The 15,222-nt window shown below is 42.9% G+C and carries 17 protein-coding genes and 1 pseudogene; 6 read left to right on the top strand and 12 right to left on the bottom strand.

The window, feature by feature from the left end:
• Positions 1-2: 2 nt before the first annotated feature.
• The 3 genes from HC246_RS22465 to HC246_RS22455 all read right to left on the bottom strand — a co-directional run bounded on the left by HC246_RS22465 (position 3) and on the right by HC246_RS22455 (position 1,738).
• Positions 3-680: a DUF4178 domain-containing protein gene (locus HC246_RS22465; protein WP_169365668.1), complete on the bottom strand. Its 678-nt coding sequence runs from the start codon at positions 678-680 to the stop codon at positions 3-5.
• 264 nt (positions 681-944) lie between these two features.
• A complete protein-coding gene (locus HC246_RS22460; protein ID WP_126386881.1) occupies positions 945-1,061 on the bottom strand; it encodes a Photosystem I reaction center subunit IX in 117 nt (38 codons plus the stop codon).
• 107 nt (positions 1,062-1,168) lie between these two features.
• On the bottom strand, positions 1,169-1,738 hold the full coding sequence (locus HC246_RS22455) for a Photosystem I reaction center subunit III (protein WP_169365667.1): 570 nt from the start codon (positions 1,736-1,738) through the stop codon (positions 1,169-1,171).
• Between the two features lie 194 nt (positions 1,739-1,932).
• Here HC246_RS22455 and tsaD point away from each other — a divergent pair, with 194 nt between their 5' ends.
• Positions 1,933-2,964 carry a tRNA (adenosine(37)-N6)-threonylcarbamoyltransferase complex transferase subunit TsaD gene (gene tsaD, locus HC246_RS22450; RefSeq protein WP_169365666.1) on the top strand — a complete coding sequence of 344 codons (1,032 nt, stop codon included), beginning with the start codon at positions 1,933-1,935 and terminating at the stop codon, positions 2,962-2,964.
• Between the two features lie 167 nt (positions 2,965-3,131).
• Here the strand turns inward: tsaD and HC246_RS22445 are convergent, their stop codons facing one another.
• Entirely contained in the window at positions 3,132-3,341 is a 210-nt protein-coding gene (locus HC246_RS22445) for a hypothetical protein (RefSeq protein ID WP_169365665.1), read from the bottom strand.
• A gap of 24 nt (positions 3,342-3,365) precedes the next feature.
• Positions 3,366-4,751: a lysophospholipid acyltransferase family protein gene (locus tag HC246_RS22440; protein ID WP_169365664.1), complete on the bottom strand. Its 1,386-nt coding sequence runs from the start codon at positions 4,749-4,751 to the stop codon at positions 3,366-3,368.
• 314 nt (positions 4,752-5,065) lie between these two features.
• Here HC246_RS22440 and HC246_RS22435 point away from each other — a divergent pair, with 314 nt between their 5' ends.
• On the top strand, positions 5,066-5,914 hold the full coding sequence (locus tag HC246_RS22435; RefSeq protein ID WP_169365663.1) for a hypothetical protein: 849 nt from the start codon (positions 5,066-5,068) through the stop codon (positions 5,912-5,914).
• 50 nt (positions 5,915-5,964) lie between these two features.
• On the opposite strand, the gene HC246_RS22430 is transcribed toward HC246_RS22435, so the two are convergent.
• The 4 genes from HC246_RS22430 to HC246_RS22415 all read right to left on the bottom strand — a co-directional run bounded on the left by HC246_RS22430 (position 5,965) and on the right by HC246_RS22415 (position 8,775).
• On the bottom strand, positions 5,965-7,140 hold the full coding sequence (locus tag HC246_RS22430) for a glycosyltransferase (protein ID WP_225903093.1): 1,176 nt from the start codon (positions 7,138-7,140) through the stop codon (positions 5,965-5,967).
• Between the two features lie 254 nt (positions 7,141-7,394).
• Positions 7,395-7,907 carry a Dps family protein gene (locus HC246_RS22425; RefSeq protein ID WP_169365662.1) on the bottom strand — a complete coding sequence of 171 codons (513 nt, stop codon included), beginning with the start codon at positions 7,905-7,907 and terminating at the stop codon, positions 7,395-7,397.
• A 113-nt stretch (positions 7,908-8,020) separates the two neighbouring features.
• A complete protein-coding gene (locus HC246_RS22420) occupies positions 8,021-8,365 on the bottom strand; it encodes a hypothetical protein (RefSeq protein WP_169365661.1) in 345 nt (114 codons plus the stop codon).
• A 59-nt stretch (positions 8,366-8,424) separates the two neighbouring features.
• A complete protein-coding gene (locus HC246_RS22415) occupies positions 8,425-8,775 on the bottom strand; it encodes a hypothetical protein (RefSeq protein WP_169365660.1) in 351 nt (116 codons plus the stop codon).
• Between the two features lie 148 nt (positions 8,776-8,923).
• On the opposite strand from HC246_RS22415, the gene HC246_RS22410 reads away from it, so the two are divergent.
• From HC246_RS22410 to HC246_RS22400, 3 genes are all read left to right on the top strand, one after another.
• The gene (locus HC246_RS22410) at positions 8,924-9,526 is read left to right on the top strand and encodes a vWA domain-containing protein (RefSeq protein WP_169365659.1); all 603 of its coding nucleotides are present in this window, start codon (positions 8,924-8,926) and stop codon (positions 9,524-9,526) included.
• Between the two features lie 8 nt (positions 9,527-9,534).
• The gene (locus HC246_RS22405) at positions 9,535-9,972 is read left to right on the top strand and encodes a salt stress protein, Slr1339 family (RefSeq protein WP_169365658.1); all 438 of its coding nucleotides are present in this window, start codon (positions 9,535-9,537) and stop codon (positions 9,970-9,972) included.
• A 587-nt stretch (positions 9,973-10,559) separates the two neighbouring features.
• Entirely contained in the window at positions 10,560-11,162 is a 603-nt protein-coding gene (locus HC246_RS22400) for a cob(I)yrinic acid a,c-diamide adenosyltransferase (RefSeq protein ID WP_169365657.1), read from the top strand.
• Positions 11,163-11,207: 45 nt separating this feature from the next.
• Here the strand turns inward: HC246_RS22400 and HC246_RS22395 are convergent, their stop codons facing one another.
• The gene (locus HC246_RS22395) at positions 11,208-11,561 is read right to left on the bottom strand and encodes a DUF565 domain-containing protein (RefSeq protein ID WP_169365656.1); all 354 of its coding nucleotides are present in this window, start codon (positions 11,559-11,561) and stop codon (positions 11,208-11,210) included.
• A 51-nt stretch (positions 11,562-11,612) separates the two neighbouring features.
• On the opposite strand from HC246_RS22395, the gene HC246_RS22390 reads away from it, so the two are divergent.
• Positions 11,613-13,391 carry a DUF3685 domain-containing protein gene (locus HC246_RS22390; RefSeq protein WP_169365655.1) on the top strand — a complete coding sequence of 593 codons (1,779 nt, stop codon included), beginning with the start codon at positions 11,613-11,615 and terminating at the stop codon, positions 13,389-13,391.
• Between the two features lie 22 nt (positions 13,392-13,413).
• Here the strand turns inward: HC246_RS22390 and HC246_RS22385 are convergent, their stop codons facing one another.
• Together HC246_RS22385 and HC246_RS22380 are read right to left on the bottom strand one after the other, a co-directional pair.
• Complete coding sequence (locus tag HC246_RS22385) at positions 13,414-14,685, bottom strand: efflux RND transporter periplasmic adaptor subunit (RefSeq protein ID WP_225903092.1); 1,272 nt, start codon at positions 14,683-14,685, stop codon at positions 13,414-13,416.
• Between the two features lie 298 nt (positions 14,686-14,983).
• A pseudogene (locus HC246_RS22380) lies at positions 14,984-15,222 on the bottom strand (chlorophyll synthase ChlG); the annotation flags it as partial.

Here is a 15,222-nt window from a genome sequence, read left to right as displayed (position 1 = left end):
CCTTACCAATCTCCAGAGGTCATCAAAATGAAGCCAATAATTACCAATGCCCATGCACAAACCCATTCCCAAGTGCGATCATTGGTTTTCTGATTATGGCTCGGAGAATTTTTGGAGGCAAAGCTTTGGATGGTAATGGACTTCTCAGCGATCGCAAAGTCCTCAGGGTTAACTTTCTTTGTGGAATAAACATGGAGTTCCCGATCTTGCCAAGCCTCAATCGCTAAATTCCAAAGATGCTCCTCGTCCCAATAGTCCCATGTAGTCCGAGATTCACTACCATCTTCACTTTTATAAGTTCCCTCAGTTTGGGATTCAAAATAATAGAGTCTTCCTAAAGCCCTTAACTTGAAATAAGGCTCACGGCGCTCATGCATGGCATCCCAAAGCGCAAAGCGGACATCATCACCCACATGTTCCCCCGATATACGGTTAACTCCAATCTCTTCTGACAAATACCAATTGATGCGAGTTTCAGGGTTCTCAGGATCAACTTCTCGTAATAGATAATAACTAGATTTACCTGACTTTAGTAACCATTCCATTGTTTCGTAACCGTTAGCATCATCATAGGTGCTAAAGTCTTCAACTTCCCACTCTGTTCCCCCATAGGTAACGCGATCGCCTGCTCTAAGGCGCGTAAGGAAGCTAACATAGTCAGTCCCAAAAGAGGATTTCATAAATTCCTACTATTAGTTCAGGGTTGGTAAGCCAATTATAATTAAAAAAAGAGAGTTGCAGCGCTTTGCACTGCAACTCTCTTTTAATTCTGTAAAGCGGCTTTGCCGCACTCAGAAAAATAAGTAACCCTGACTAATTTAGAATTTAAATTTTGTGGCGTGACTTTGCCGCACTACGAAATTTAAGAAACTATGATTAATTTAGAACTTAAATTTTATGGCGTGGCAAAGCCACGCCATAAAATATGAGGAATCCTGACTAATTTAGAAAGGGAAGGTTAGGGTGTCTGGGAAAAAGCGGTTAGCTTCGATCAAGATACCAGCAGTGATGGTGAGCCATACAGCAGCTACAACAGGAGCAGAGGATAAAAAGCCGTTCAATAGAGTTCTCCTTATTAGATAGTTAGTTTTTATAATCCTCCAAAGTGTTAAAAGATCTAACTAAAACACTTTGGAGCAGTTGGTAAAGCGATCGCTAGATATCAAAACTAGCGAGGCGAAACTGTAACTTCATTTTCAGGAGCTACGAGTTCACCAGTGCCAAATTCCTTAAGAGCAAGAAGTGGCCATGCAAAGCCAGTTAGTGAAAACTTAACTGCAAGAGGAAGATCGATGAGGATTTCCTTTTGAGCTGCGGTTGCAACATCTTTGCGAACTGCGATCAAGTAGCTACGACCAACCCAGCCGATCCAACCTGCGATGTATAGGAACAGCAAGGAAGGAATGGTGAATTCGCCTGCATGGCTCCAACGACCATCGCTGATCAAGTGAGGTAGACCATCGTCACCGCAAAGCAAGCCAGAGCTAGCATATTTAGCAAAGCGCTCTTTGGTTTGGGTAACCTTAGCATTGAGGTAATCTGCTTGAGGAGTACCAGCTTTGAAATTAGCTAGACGTGCAGTGTAACCATCAACTTCTGTTTGCAAACGATCTTGGAAAGCAGCAGAAGAAGCACAAGGGGTCAAAGCTGAGAAGTCTGCGTATGCAGCAGGGGTTGAGGAAAGGCTAACGCCAAACCACAAAGCAATAACTAGAATGAGAGCAAAAAGTCTTTTCATAGACTGACCTTAACTTACCTTTGTTTAAGATTAGGCAAAAATAACGAGATTTTCGTTTGGGAACTTGGTTTCAGATCGTATATCAGCGATCGCGCCTTGGTAAAGCAATCTTCACATCCTGTAAAGTAAATTATCAATTAAGATGATCTAGATGTCGCAAATCGACATCTAGATCATCTTAATTTTGTTTAGAAATGCCAACTATTCTTGCGATCGAATCTAGCTGTGATGAAACGGCGGCGGCGGTAGTATGCGATCGCCAAATTCTTAGTAGCGTGGTTTCGTCGCAAATTCAAACCCATGCCCTCTATGGTGGCGTTGTGCCTGAGATTGCCGCACGTCAACATGTAGAGACAATTAATCCTGCGATCGCTCAAGCATACCGCGAATCGGGTAAAACATGGTCAGAGATCGATGGAATTGCGGTCACGACAGCCCCCGGTTTAATTGGCTCATTGATGATTGGGGTGACAGCCGCCAAAACCTTAGCGATGCTCCATAAAAAAACTTTAATCGCTGTGCATCACCTTGAAGGGCATATTTGCTCAGCTTTACTTGCTGATCCGACTTTAGAACCACCATTTTTATGCTTATTGGTTTCTGGTGGACATAGCAGCATTATTCTCGTTAAGGACTATACCGACTATCAGGTAATGGGTAAAACCCGTGATGATGCCGCAGGGGAAGCCTTTGATAAAGTGGCACGATTGCTTGGGTTAGGCTATCCGGGGGGACCAGTAATTGACAAAATCTCTAGCTCTGGCAATCCCAAAGCATACAAATTGCCGCAGGGACGAATTCCCGATTTTCCCTATGATTCTAGTTTTAGTGGATTAAAAACGGCAGTATTGCGACTGACCCAAAAGTTAAGCCCCAATGGAGAAGAATTGCCGATCGCTGATATTGCCGCTAGTTTTCAAGAAACTGTGGCAGCAGCTCTGGCAACTCGCTCGATTAAATGCGCGATCGAGCATAATTTATCGACCATTGTGGCGGTTGGTGGTGTCGCCGCCAATAGTGCCTTGCGATCGCGTTTAGTCACCATGTCCGCCGAAAATAATATTCGAGCAATCTTTCCTCCCTTAAGTTTATGCACTGACAATGCGGCGATGATTGGCTGTGCAGGCGCAATCCACCTATCGCGTGGTGAAACCTCATCAATGGGTATTGCTACGCGATCGCGCCTCAATCTCGAAGATTGCCAGAGTTTATATAATCTGACTTAATCCTCTTTCCCTTAGGCAAATTACTAGACATAAGGGACTTGCGATTAATTAAAGTAGCTACGGCTTCGACTTCGCTCAGCCAACGTTGGCTGAGCGAAGTCGAAGCCGTACAAACTCGGTGATACCTTTTTTCTCGTCAAGTCCCTAATCTCATTTTTGCAAGGAAATCATACAGGCTCACCATCTTCTAAGCTGTAAAGTTCAGGTTCATGCTCTAAAAAATCAAAGGAACCACCAACCATGGCTAATTGCGAAATCTCCTTGGTTGATATATTTGATGTTTCGAGAAATAATTTCTCCTCAAGCAAAAAGCGCTCTTCTGTAGAAAGTGTGTGAATGACCTGTATGAGGGTCTCGACTAATTTTGTGTTTACCATTGCATTGGCTCTGTGTTTACAAAATTAAAGCGTTGATCGCACAATTAAGTTGTTGAGGGAATTGGAAATCTCTTCGGTGAGTTTACGAGTACATTCCTTGGCAGCAGTGCGGCTGGATTGGTATTCAGGTAAACGGTCGGAGACTGACAGAGGCTCAGCGACAGAAATAATTACCTTGCGATCGCCAAAACTAGGAGTTTCTTTAAAAACTGAATCTGGATCGCGCTCGGTGACACGCTGCAACACGCTCCACATTAATTTTAAAACTTCCACATAGCGACTAGGGCTAGGATGTTGACGAACATAGTCGCTGGTCACACCAATAATACTTTCGGCGATTTTCATGTGCCAATTGCTGTAGTTAGCTTCGAGGGCAAGTTGATCGGCAAAGCTACGCTCGACCTGTGATAACTGGGCAATACCCTTGATGTCATTACGAAAAATGCGATCCCATCCCGCTTGTTCGAGGCGACGACAGCGATCGATCGCAGTGCCTTTAGATTTGATGCCAAAATTCATTTCTGCCACGCGCAAAATGCGATCGGCTAAGTCCTGTACGCGAGTTGCTAAATCATCGGTATCCGTGATTGTTGTATCAGTACTGGCATAGCTGCCATAAAAAGTTTTGTAATAATCGCTGACCCACTGTACTAAATAACTACCTAAATCATAGAGGCGTTGATAGCGTGTGTCGGGCGTAATTTCAGGTTTGGTAACACCACATTCCTTTTCGATAGTAAGAATCGTTTGATCGATCGCCCCCCAAGCTTTGGCTGAATATTCGTACTGAATCCCCACGGGAATAATCAGCATTTCTTCGGTACGCCCTTCTTTGAGCAAGTCCTCCGCAGACCAGAAGCCAATTTGAGCGATGCCCGGTTCTAGTTCGGCAACCAGTTCACTTTTGCCATTAGTCCCCCCTTCAGGAGCCATAGAAAGAGGCTCTTTGCCATTGATGATTTGTTGACGGATCAGGTTTAAGGCAGCGCGATCGAGTTTGCCCCGAAATATAGAAATCCCCCCTAGTGCTGGAAATAGCCAATTAATATATTCTCCCGCCCAGAAAGAAATCCCGCGATCATATACAAAACTGCTATGGGGAGTCTTCGTTAACTTAATGCCCATTTCTCGTGCTTGTTCGGGCACAGCATAAGCAAGCAGATACAACATCGCGAAGGGGTCATCTGTGGTGGGATGCCGAAAAGCTAATAGATATCGCGATTTGCCATCCTGAAATTTTTTAGTGGCTTCCACAAGGCGATCGATATATCGGGTTTCAATCTGCTTAATTCCACATTGTCCCCTTAACCAAAAAGGCGTTACCAGCCGTATGAGCTTCAATAAAAATTGGTTGGGTTTGGGCGGATAAACCTTAAGAGGTGGTTGGACGCGAGTCAGATCTACTGCCATGATTTCCGTTATTTGTATAGCAATACGAATTAAAACACGCCAAGCAAGAATTCACAATTTTGGGTTTCATTGAGTCAGCGCTATGCACTGACTCAGTGAAACCCTATAGATGCTTAAAGTAGTCCAGAGAAAATTTTGAAAGCACGGCGAAGCCGTGCTTTCAAAATTTTCTCTGGATTTCAAGTCAGCGCTTTGCGATGTAAATAAATATTGAACTAAATAGGGATTATGTGAGTCTTGTAGAGTATGGTACAATCGCGCCCAATTTCCCGAAACTTAATTTTTTATTTCGCTACCTTCGGCTGGCAAGCAATATGAGACTCCACACACATACACCTCTTCGTAGTTTTGCCATTGGGCTAATATCTCTAGCGAGTATTAGTACCAATATCAGCTTTAGCGCCTCGGCAAATGCCCAGTCTTTCCCTAATGATTCTGTACCAGTCACTCCGACCAACTCTGGTGCAACTCAATACCTCGTATATCTGCCGAATGTGGCAAATATTAAACAGGCAAAGATTTTAGCTCCTGACGCCTTTGTGAGCCGTTTAGATACAGGCGAGCAAGTGGTGCAACTAGGACGCTTTAATAATCTAAATCTTGCCCAAAGACGTGCCGCACAGTTTAGTCAAGCTGGACTCGCACCCCAAATTAGAATCGTCCAAAGTAAATTTGCGACTAATCCAGCAAATACAATTCCATCAATTCCTACCTCTAACCCTGTACCCAATAGTTCTGCACCCATACCTGTGGATTCCATCCCAAGGAATGATTCTTTACCTGGTGTACCAAATTCAGGATTTCCTAATACATCAAATCCCAATAACTCTCAGCCTAATTCGATTGAGATTGTGCGATCGCCTCAGCCTCAACCAATTCCTCAGCAAAACCAACCGATACCGATTCAAACCGCTTCACAACCCATTCCCGCAAATAGCCAACCCACAAACGATGTCTCACAACTGCACTATTTTGTCATCGTTCCTACTGGTTCTGTCTCGGAGTTACAAAGGGTGCAAACAGTTGTTCCTACTGCTCAATTGAGATCGTCCTATCGAGGCACTTATATTGAAGTACAAGGTTTCCCCGATCGCCCAAGTGCTGAAACCTTAAACCTGACGATGCGCCGCCAAAATTTTGATAGCCGTGTTGTTTATTTCTAATAATTTTTTCTAAAAAAGCAGCGCTTGGCGCTGCTTTTTTAATATGTGTTTTAATAGGTGCGCCCGCGCCAACTTTTCGGTTTTGTGACTGAAGAAATCCAGATCCGAATTACAGCAAAGGGATCGGCGAGGGGGGAAAGCCAAAACCAGAAGCCAACTTCGGTATAACTAGTACGGATACCAAATACCAGTAAGCATCGGATCAATACTAAAAAGGCATTGAGCCAGAATAAAGTATTGATGAATAATGATGGTGCTGGTTGCCAGATGGATAGGGCAATTAGTAGCGGAATAGGTAGCCCTTGAACCGCAGTGAGTAATAAACAATCCGCGAAGGTTTGACTAGGCGTTGAGGCATCCTTGAGATCGAGTGATCGCCCCCATTCCTTCCATGTTTCCTGCATAGAGATATACATACGTACCTGCATCAAGGCTGCCCCATCGAGAAATCCTACCTTTGCGCCCTTTTGAGCAGCGGCTCTAGCAAGGGTGACATCATCGCAAAATGAAGACTTGGCAAGCTCATAGCCATTGATTTCGACCAGTTTGGCACGTTTTGATAAAAAGCATTGACCATTTGCCATCACCCGATCTTCGGTAAATTGGTTGCGATCGCCTGTTGCCCCAAATCTAAAAATCAAGGTGATTAACAATGCAGGTTGGAGCCATTGTTCGCCTGCGGTTTTGAGAATAAATTTTGGCGAGAGGGAAACAATGTCAAAATTGTCAGCAGTGGCTTTCTGCACAAAACTAGCGACTAGCCCCTTTTGTGGAAAAGTATCGGCATCAATACCGAGAATCCATTCACTAGTCGGATCACTATTTAAAAATCCTGTATGTAAAGCCCAAGGACGACCAACCCAACCTTCTGGCAAAGGATCATCGGTAATTAGCTTTAAAGGAATCGGGAAATCTTTTTGCAATTTCTGCACATATTCAGGTGTGCCATCCTGCGATCGGCTATCGACGATGATGATTTCCTTAGCAGCCTGATCGCGCAAGCCTTCTAAACAAGTCGGCAAACGCTCAATTTCGTTAAGCGTTGGTATCACAATCGAAACATTCGGATTTTGTTTGGCTAATGCTTCGTCAGTTGCTTCGAGAGGTAATAGTGGCGGCGTGCGATCGCGGGCAGTGCTAAGCCTTTTTAGGAGTACAAGGGTTGCGGGGACTTGCAACAACAAAAGGAATATGGAGAAGCCTGTCAAGAAAAGCGGATTATTCAACTTCGATAAATTTGATAAAAATAATTAGGAATCAGGAAAAACTTTACTCCCCTCTCCCATTGGGAGAGAGCTTGTACAAAGTCTACCTCTTTACGTTTCAAGATATCTAAGCCCCCTAAATCCCCCAATTCTGGGGGACTTTGAAACTCTTGTCCCCCCAGAATTGGGGGCTAGGGGGCGATAAATTGTTGACTTAGTTAGGTTTTATAACTTGTGTGTACCTTAGTCGAATGGGAGGGACGGTGAACGCGAGATTAGTCTTCTAGCAAACTTCTCAGCATCCATGCAGTTTTTTCATGGACTTGCAAGCGTTGAGTTAATAGATCGGCAGTTGGTTCATCATTAGCCTTTTCCGCGATCGGAAAAATAGAACGCGCAGTTCTTACTACTGCCTCTTGCCCTTCCACGAGCAACTTGATCATTTCCGTTGCCTTAGGTACTCCCTCAGTTTCAGGAATCGAGGTGAGCTTAGCGTAGGCGGAATATGTGCCAGGGGCAGGAATTCCGAGAGAGCGAATCCGTTCGGCAATCAGGTCAACAGCGAGGGCAAGTTCGGTATATTGCGCTTCAAACATGAGGTGCAAGGTATTGAACATTGGTCCCGTGACGTTCCAGTGGAAGTTATGGGTTTTCAGGTAAAGGGTATAGGTATCAGCGAGTAAACGCGAAAGTCCATCTGCGATCGCTGTCCGATCATCTTCAGAAATACCAATATTAATTGTGCTGGATAGCTCTTTATCAGCAGATTTTTCCTTGTTTTTGCCCATGTTAATGTATTTCTCTTAATAGTACTGATTGCATTATAGCTATTCCCAAAATCGCAAAAAAGCACCCAATGGGTGCTTCTCTAGACATTAATGATAAGCGCCGCTTATCATAATCAATACTCAATGGTCATACTTTCGTAGGTTACGCCGCGAGTTTTTTGAATGCGCTCGGTGGGTTTGGCTTTAATTTTATTTACAAATTGGGCTTCAGACATCTCAGCATTCACCGCATTATTCTCGACATCAAGATCCAGTTGTGCGAGGTTGCGATCTAATTCAGCAAGGCGATCGATGATTTGTTGCTGGCGATCGCAGACTCTGACTAGCTCCTCCTGCAAACGCTCTTTCTCATTAGCAAGTTGATGCATCTGGATATATATCGCTGAAGGTGTTTTTCGCAGAGGCATAGAACGCAACTTGGGCTGGATCGGTCTGCGGGATGCACGAGAAATAGGCATAGGTTTAACCCTGATAGAAGCTTATTGGGGGCTGTGGCTAGCAAAAAATGCTGACCAAGCTATTTAGGATTAGGCTCAAAGAATACTTTATATAAAATAAATCCGACTAGCGCCAGAATGCCGATAGAAATTGCGGCTGTCACTAGTTTAAACACAAAATTCAGAATTGTAAATGCGACTAGTCCGATCACAACAATTGCGGCAATTTTAGTTGCCCCAGTCAAGCTATTTACCCAATCGATGAGGCTACTTAAACTAGTTTTCGCGGCATCCACACCTTGGCTAACTGCCACAAATTCTGGCTCAGCCCGCTTATCAGGTTCGTGGGTTTGCTTATTTGCTTGTTGCTTGCCCATCACTTCGCGCTCTAGCTCACGAAAGCGCTCTTCTAGGTTATCGGTTTGACTCATAGCAGCAAAGAATAAAAAACTATGGCTTATTCTACTGCAAACCAATAAAAGGCAGTGCTTAGTGCTGCCTTTTATTCTTCAGTACAGCTCATCTGAGTGTGTGAGATATAATTTTAGCTAGTTCATCATCTTTATATAAGAGTTGTATATGCTAGACAAACGCGACTATACGCTGATTATCGATAAAAGCGGCAGTATGTCTAATATCGATAGAGGTACAAACAAAAGTCGATGGGAGATTGTCAAGGAATCTACGCTTGCCCTTGCTCGAAAATGTGATCAACTAGATCCCGATGGGATTACGTTGTATTTGTTTTCGGGAAAATTTAAACGCTTTGATAATGTCTCTGCGGCTAAGGTTGAGCAAATCTTCCAAGAGAATGACCCAATGGGTGGGACAAATTTGACCGCAGTTTTGCAGGATGCGATTAATAACTTCTTTCAGCGCAAAAAGGCTGGGCAAATCAAAACAGGAGAAACTATTTTAGTAATTACCGATGGTGAACCCGACGATCGCCGTTCCGTGTTTGAAGTAATTATCGAAGCGACGCGCCGCCTAAATACTGATGCTGAGCTAGCGCTTTCCTTTATTCAAGTTGGTACTGATGCGAGTGCGACCGACTTTTTGAAGGCTCTAGATGATAAATTGCAAAGCATTGGCGCGAACTTCGATATTGTCGATACGATTACGCTGGCTGATATGGAAGATATGACCCTTGCGGAAGTTTTATTAAGTGCAATTAATGATTGAGGAAATAAATGGAATCTCTTGAGTCCATTCTTACGGATCTTCAGAATAAATACACAGATCCTGACGTGAATAAAAAACCTGAGTCTCAGCTTAAATCTGAGCGTTCGCATCAAGATTTACCTGGTCTAGATATTGAGGTCAAACCAGCAGCTAATCCTAGTTCTCTAGATCGCCTATTAGAGGATTTACGCAATGGTGTTACTAAGGCTGTAGAAGTAGAAATAAATGTCCAGCCAATGCCATCTAGCAGTAGTGCCGTTAATCATGATTTGCAGCAGGTAGAGGATCGCCAGAAAGTGAAAGGCCGTCAAATTTATGAACAAAAGGCAAGGGAATGGTTAAAAATGATTGATCCCCTCTCTGGTGAAGGGTTGTGGTTTGAGGAATTTGCCAAGAACTATCCATCCAAGCTAGAAGCCGCGATCGCCTTAATAGAATCCAAGTAAGCTGAGAGTAGTTATTTCGCAATTAGTCTCAGCTTTATTAGTTGGACTTACGTAAGTCCAACTAATTTACTCATTTTGTAAGCTTTAAGTTTATCAATAGCAAAACAAAAGTGACGATTGATTGGTAACCTTTCACGGGGTTTCAAAGTACGCACTTTGAAACCCTAAAAAGCTGACGATACATGATACCAGTGTGTATCACATACTAGTCTATACACTAGCTTTTAGGCGTGCGATCCTTTCCATAATCGTTATTTAATTTACTACTACACCCTTTTTTAATATTTCTGCTCTTTCTACAACCCCTTTCCAGAATGATGCAAGATCTCATTTATAGAAACTTTCAAATGGGTATGCACTCATTTGAAAACAAAAAATCAATCCTCTTCAACTACTTAACTTATAGCGCTTTTCATTCAAGCACAGGGCAGAGGTTTGTTTCCATCAAAGGCGAAGAAACAAAACCTTGCTTAAAAACGTTATACAAGGATCAGTCAATAAGAAATAATAAAGTCATCTTTACAACCTTTTTCTATATCTAGTGTCTGCTATGATGCTTTATGGAAAATTAAACACTAGATTTGTTTATGGTGGCTCAAATTAAAACGGCTCAGATTAAGGCGAATCAGCCCAAGACTCATCACAACCAGACCAATCAGCCTAAGACTAACCCCGCAGTTACCAACTCACCGAAAACCACATCTCTCGTGACACCAATTAAAGGCAATGTTCAGGTTTTTATTGCGCCCCATCGTAACCTTTATGCTGACATCATTGCTCAAGCGTTGCGGGTAGCAGGGCAAGGGACACAGGTATTACTCGTCCAACTTTTTCAAGCAGGTATTAATCAAGGCTTGAGTAATCCCCGTCGGCTGGTAGAAAATCTCGAATGGCTACGTTGTGATGCTCAGCGCGATCTATCTAACCCAGAGATCGAGTTGACCGATGAAGAAAAGACCGCAGTTTTAGAATTGTGGGACTACGCCAAGGTTGTTATTAAATCTGGTAATGCAGGTTTAGTTGTCCTTGATGAGGCAAATTTGCTTGTGGCGCGATCGCTAATTACTGAAGAAGAGTTGCTCAATGTGCTAGAAACGCGATCGCCTAAAGTGAATATCATTTTGACGGGTGTTGCGATGCCAGAAAGTATTGCTGATTATGCCGATCAAGTTACCCATCGCCGCAATTAATCTGCAATTTAAGTAAAGAATCAAGAAGGCTCGCTGAGCGGGCTTTCAAGATCCCAACTTGAAGGCTTCAAGGAATAAGCCATAAATTACACCAATCTTTAGCGAATTTAGTAGTTCTTGGATTAATGGTCTCGGAGCCAAGCTACCATCCGCAAGAGTTACGCGCTTAGCACTATAAATAAATCGGCTAATGACTTCTACAATCAAAACTGTTACTCCCGCCGCTACAATATCTAAATTCGATTTAGCACCAGTGGAAGTCGAGATCACCGAGGCTAAGAAGAATCCCATTAATAAACTAATCAAGATCAAAGAAGATCGCCGCCAAGATTGACGTGACCAACGATATATCTGTCCAGATACAACGCTTACAATGGTGCTGATACGAGTATTTTGCATAGTTGTATATTTGAAAGCTATTAGCGCTAATTCTATTACGTCAGTTCCTCAATGAGTGATGAGTTATATAGGTTACTTTTAATTGATAGCGATCGCATTTTTCGGATGGGGATGCGGTCTTGGTTGGCGCAGTTTGCTGATTTGGAAGTTGTGGCAGAGGTAGATACTGCTGAGGCAGCTTTGGAATGTCTAAGCGATGATGCAAGAGATATTGACTTGATATTACTTGATCTCAACTTAGAAGAGAGTGCTTCTGAAGTTAGTAACGAGTATCTATCAGGCTTAGAACTTTGTCAGCAACTAAAGTCAAGGTATCCAGATTTACCAATTTTATTATTAAGCTCACCTCAACCGACTGAATTAGTAGCGATCGCTTTGCGGACTGGGGTTGAAGGATATTGCTTAAAAGGAACTAAACCAGAAGAATTAATTATAGCGATTCGTCAGGTTGCGTCAGGAGAGATCTATTTAGGCGATCGCGATAATCCTCAGATTAAGCAATCTAAGCAAGCATTTACAAATCTACCCGATGAGCCCGTTAGTGTAGTAGCGATCATTCGACATAATTTCTATTTGTCGGGACTACGACGAATTGATCGTGCTTTAGGTGAAGTGAAGGCAGGTTTAGAGGGAGCTAACCCTCAACAAATTAGCGATCGCTTTGCTCAGTTAGTTTTAGCGGGGCAAGTGCGCGAGTTACAAGCGGCGCGTTGGCTGATCCATCAACTATGGAAGCCATCAAAAAGACCACATATTCTTTCGCAATCAAATGATGTAAGTCCTACTAATTTAGCCAGTGATTTATCCGTGGAAGTTGCAACCCCTAAAGTGGAAATAAGTGGCATTACGAAGGAGTCAAATATTCTAGCTATTCAAGCGAGTTTATGGGATCGGACTGTCGAAAAGTTACAGGCAAGTTTAGTAAATTTGAGTAGGACTCCTTTAGAAATTGACATTTTGAAGGATGAGAAAAAGCGGGAACTGTTATATATTGCGTTGCGGCAGGTGGAGCAAAGTTTGACGGAACTGCGTTTCTCTGAAATTCAACCAGATCAACTACATGATCAAATACCCACGATTTTAAAAAATATTTGGCAGGAAACGGTTATTAACTTTTTTGGTAAATACTATAACCTGAGCTATCCTTTGAATACTTCAGAAGTAAATGTTGTTGATGTATTACTGAAGGATGTTGCAATTGTGCAAGCTGCTTTTTTAAATAAAATTCCGCAAATCGAGAATTTTCTGTCCCATTTACTTTTTGAGACAGAATTAATAGTTAATAATGCTAATTTAGCGATCGGTACGCCCGAAGCCATGCAGCGAGCCGAATTGATTCTCGACAATTTATTGATTCAAATTGCCAATGGTGTAATCCAACCGCTTTTAAATCATTTTGCTGATGTGGAAGAAGTCAAGCACAAATTCTATCGCTACAATTTATTGCCCACCCGCGAGATTGAACGATTTCGCAATGATTTGTCTTGGAAATATCGCTTGGAGAAATATATTACCGATCCGCAATTAATCTTTGAAAGTCGCCAAGTGCTGTTTGCTTTTGCAAATTCTGGAATTAAGCAAGTCAGTATCTATGCACCACGTAGTCAGGAATTACAACAATTAGAAGGAATTCAACTGGCGGTAACTCTAGTACTAGAGCTTCAAGATGCGATCGCGCCGAGATTAAAATCAGCGATCGCCTTTCTCGGTAGTGGATTTGTGTATGTCTTAACTAATGTGATTGGTCGAGGGATTGGACTAATCGGACGTGGTGTATTGCAAGGGATTGGGACTGCTTGGCAAGAAAGTCGTCCTAGAAACAAGAAGTGATGCTCCACATCACTTCTTGTTTCTATTGTTTTGGTAAATTTGCTACATCCATAATCGCCGCACCGTTGCGTAATTGAAGAATATTCCCAGTTACAATTTTGTCTTTAGCAGTTAAACCTTCCAATACCTCTTGATTATTGCCAGTAATCTTTCCTAATTTGACTGGCTTCTGGTTCGCAATCAGCGACTTGCCATCGGGAGAAGCTTCGGCAACAAATACAAAGTCCTGACCACCAAGGCGGGAAATTGCCGATGTTGGGACTAGCACGCCAGAACGCGAAGACCAAATCAATCTGGCTCTCACAAATTGATTTGCCTTGAGCTGATTATTGGCATTGTTAAAGTTCGCTTTTACCAAAACCGATTGTGTTTGCGGATTGATATTTGGCGAAATAAAAGCAATATTCCCTTTGACTAGAGGCTTGTCCTGCGTATCTAACAGTTCTACGGGTTGCCCCATTTTCAAACGAGGTGCATTCTCAACAGGAACAGAGATCTGAACTTCCAATACTTGGTTTTGTGTCACCGTTGTTAATTGAGTTGTGCTGTTGACATTATCGCCAACCTTGATGGGAATATCGCCAACAATTCCCGCAAAGGGCGCTGACACGGTATAGAAATCTAGCTGAACTTCCTGTTGAATTGCCCCAGAGCGAGATGCTTCGATTCTTGTAGCGGCGCTATTAATATTGGCTTCTTGGGCAGTGATTTGAGCATCAATCTTTCCTAGCTCTGCCCTTGCATTTCTGAGACTATTTGAGACTTCATCAAGTTTTTGCTTAGCGATCGCACCCTGTGATGCCAAATCAGAATAGCGTTTAAATTCTTTTTGATTAAAATCGAGACTGGATAAGGTGGATTCTTTGGCGGCTTGCAATTGAGCAAGTGTGGCTCTGGCACTTTCAAAATCAGCCTGAGAACTTGCAACAACTGCTACCGACTGCTGCAAGGCAGCCTGTTGCTTCGCAGGATCGATTCGCAAAATTGGCGCACCTGCTTCCACGCGATCGCCTGCTTTGACATAGATCTCTTGCACATAGCCATCAACCCGCGGCTGCAATGTCACCGATTGGCGCGATTGTAGATTTGCCACATAGTCCGAACTATCGGTAACTGTACCTGTTTCAACCGCAGCAATTGGGACAGGCACTGCTCTAGCTCCTGATTGGGGTGCATTACCTGAGCAAGAAACTAGCAAAACACTAATTACAGCACCTAAGGCTTTGTTCCATGATTTATGACTGAGAGATTTGTCTCTTGTAGCGATCGGCTGTGGGAGTTGAGGTTTCATCATGAATATTGGCAAAGTCTCGTTGATGTATCGGTGCTATGAGCCTATTGATCTATACCAATAAATAAGCTTACAAAAATCACCCTTTGGGAGCTATTTCATCCCCAAATTTTAAGGGAGCGCTAGGCTCCCTTTATTACATATAGTCAAAAACAATACACAGCGTTGTTTTTGATTCTAAGAAATAGCAACGCTATTTTTGGTAATCGATTAAATTCCTGCATGTCCCATAGCAATGCCTAAGACTAGCATTCCAATGTTTTTGATTCCAAGAAATAGCGACGCTATTTCTTGGAATTTATTAAATTCCCGCATGTCCCATAGCAATACCTGCGACTAGCATTCCAATCACCAGAAAGGGTTGAGCGCTTGCCTGATATTTGACATCGTTCTTAAGTGGATCGCGTAGGAAGTACATATCTTGGAAAGTAATCTGTGGAATCACTAATAGCACGATTAAACTTGCCAATAGCTGCTGTCCAACAGTGACGAGATACACAGCAATTCCAATTTGAAAAACATCGATCGCTGTTGCTGAGA

The sequence above is a fragment of the Pseudanabaena yagii GIHE-NHR1 genome (assembly GCF_012863495.1).
GTDB lineage: Bacteria > Cyanobacteriota > Cyanobacteriia > Pseudanabaenales > Pseudanabaenaceae > Pseudanabaena > Pseudanabaena yagii.
The sequence above is the reverse complement of the archived record's forward strand: the minus strand, read 5'-3'. Positions and strand labels throughout refer to the sequence as shown.

Excerpts from the sequence above, each read along its gene's own strand:
- HC246_RS22405 (WP_169365658.1), top strand. The coding sequence starts at position 9,535 with ATGGAATCTCTTGAGTCCATTCTTACGGATCTTCAGAATAAATACACA.
- HC246_RS22385 (WP_225903092.1), bottom strand. The coding sequence starts at position 14,685 with ATGATGAAACCTCAACTCCCACAGCCGATCGCTACAAGAGACAAATCT.
- HC246_RS22420 (WP_169365661.1), bottom strand. The coding sequence starts at position 8,365 with ATGCCTATTTCTCGTGCATCCCGCAGACCGATCCAGCCCAAGTTGCGT.
- tsaD (WP_169365666.1), top strand. The coding sequence starts at position 1,933 with ATGCCAACTATTCTTGCGATCGAATCTAGCTGTGATGAAACGGCGGCG.
- HC246_RS22455 (WP_169365667.1), bottom strand. The coding sequence starts at position 1,738 with ATGAAAAGACTTTTTGCTCTCATTCTAGTTATTGCTTTGTGGTTTGGC.
- HC246_RS22390 (WP_169365655.1), top strand. The coding sequence starts at position 11,613 with ATGAGTGATGAGTTATATAGGTTACTTTTAATTGATAGCGATCGCATT.
- HC246_RS22395 (WP_169365656.1), bottom strand. The coding sequence starts at position 11,561 with ATGCAAAATACTCGTATCAGCACCATTGTAAGCGTTGTATCTGGACAG.
- HC246_RS22415 (WP_169365660.1), bottom strand. The coding sequence starts at position 8,775 with ATGAGTCAAACCGATAACCTAGAAGAGCGCTTTCGTGAGCTAGAGCGC.
- HC246_RS22445 (WP_169365665.1), bottom strand. The coding sequence starts at position 3,341 with ATGGTAAACACAAAATTAGTCGAGACCCTCATACAGGTCATTCACACA.
- HC246_RS22440 (WP_169365664.1), bottom strand. The coding sequence starts at position 4,751 with ATGGCAGTAGATCTGACTCGCGTCCAACCACCTCTTAAGGTTTATCCG.
- HC246_RS22435 (WP_169365663.1), top strand. The coding sequence starts at position 5,066 with ATGAGACTCCACACACATACACCTCTTCGTAGTTTTGCCATTGGGCTA.
- HC246_RS22410 (WP_169365659.1), top strand. The coding sequence starts at position 8,924 with ATGCTAGACAAACGCGACTATACGCTGATTATCGATAAAAGCGGCAGT.
- HC246_RS22465 (WP_169365668.1), bottom strand. The coding sequence starts at position 680 with ATGAAATCCTCTTTTGGGACTGACTATGTTAGCTTCCTTACGCGCCTT.
- HC246_RS22425 (WP_169365662.1), bottom strand. The coding sequence starts at position 7,907 with ATGGGCAAAAACAAGGAAAAATCTGCTGATAAAGAGCTATCCAGCACA.
- HC246_RS22400 (WP_169365657.1), top strand. The coding sequence starts at position 10,560 with ATGGTGGCTCAAATTAAAACGGCTCAGATTAAGGCGAATCAGCCCAAG.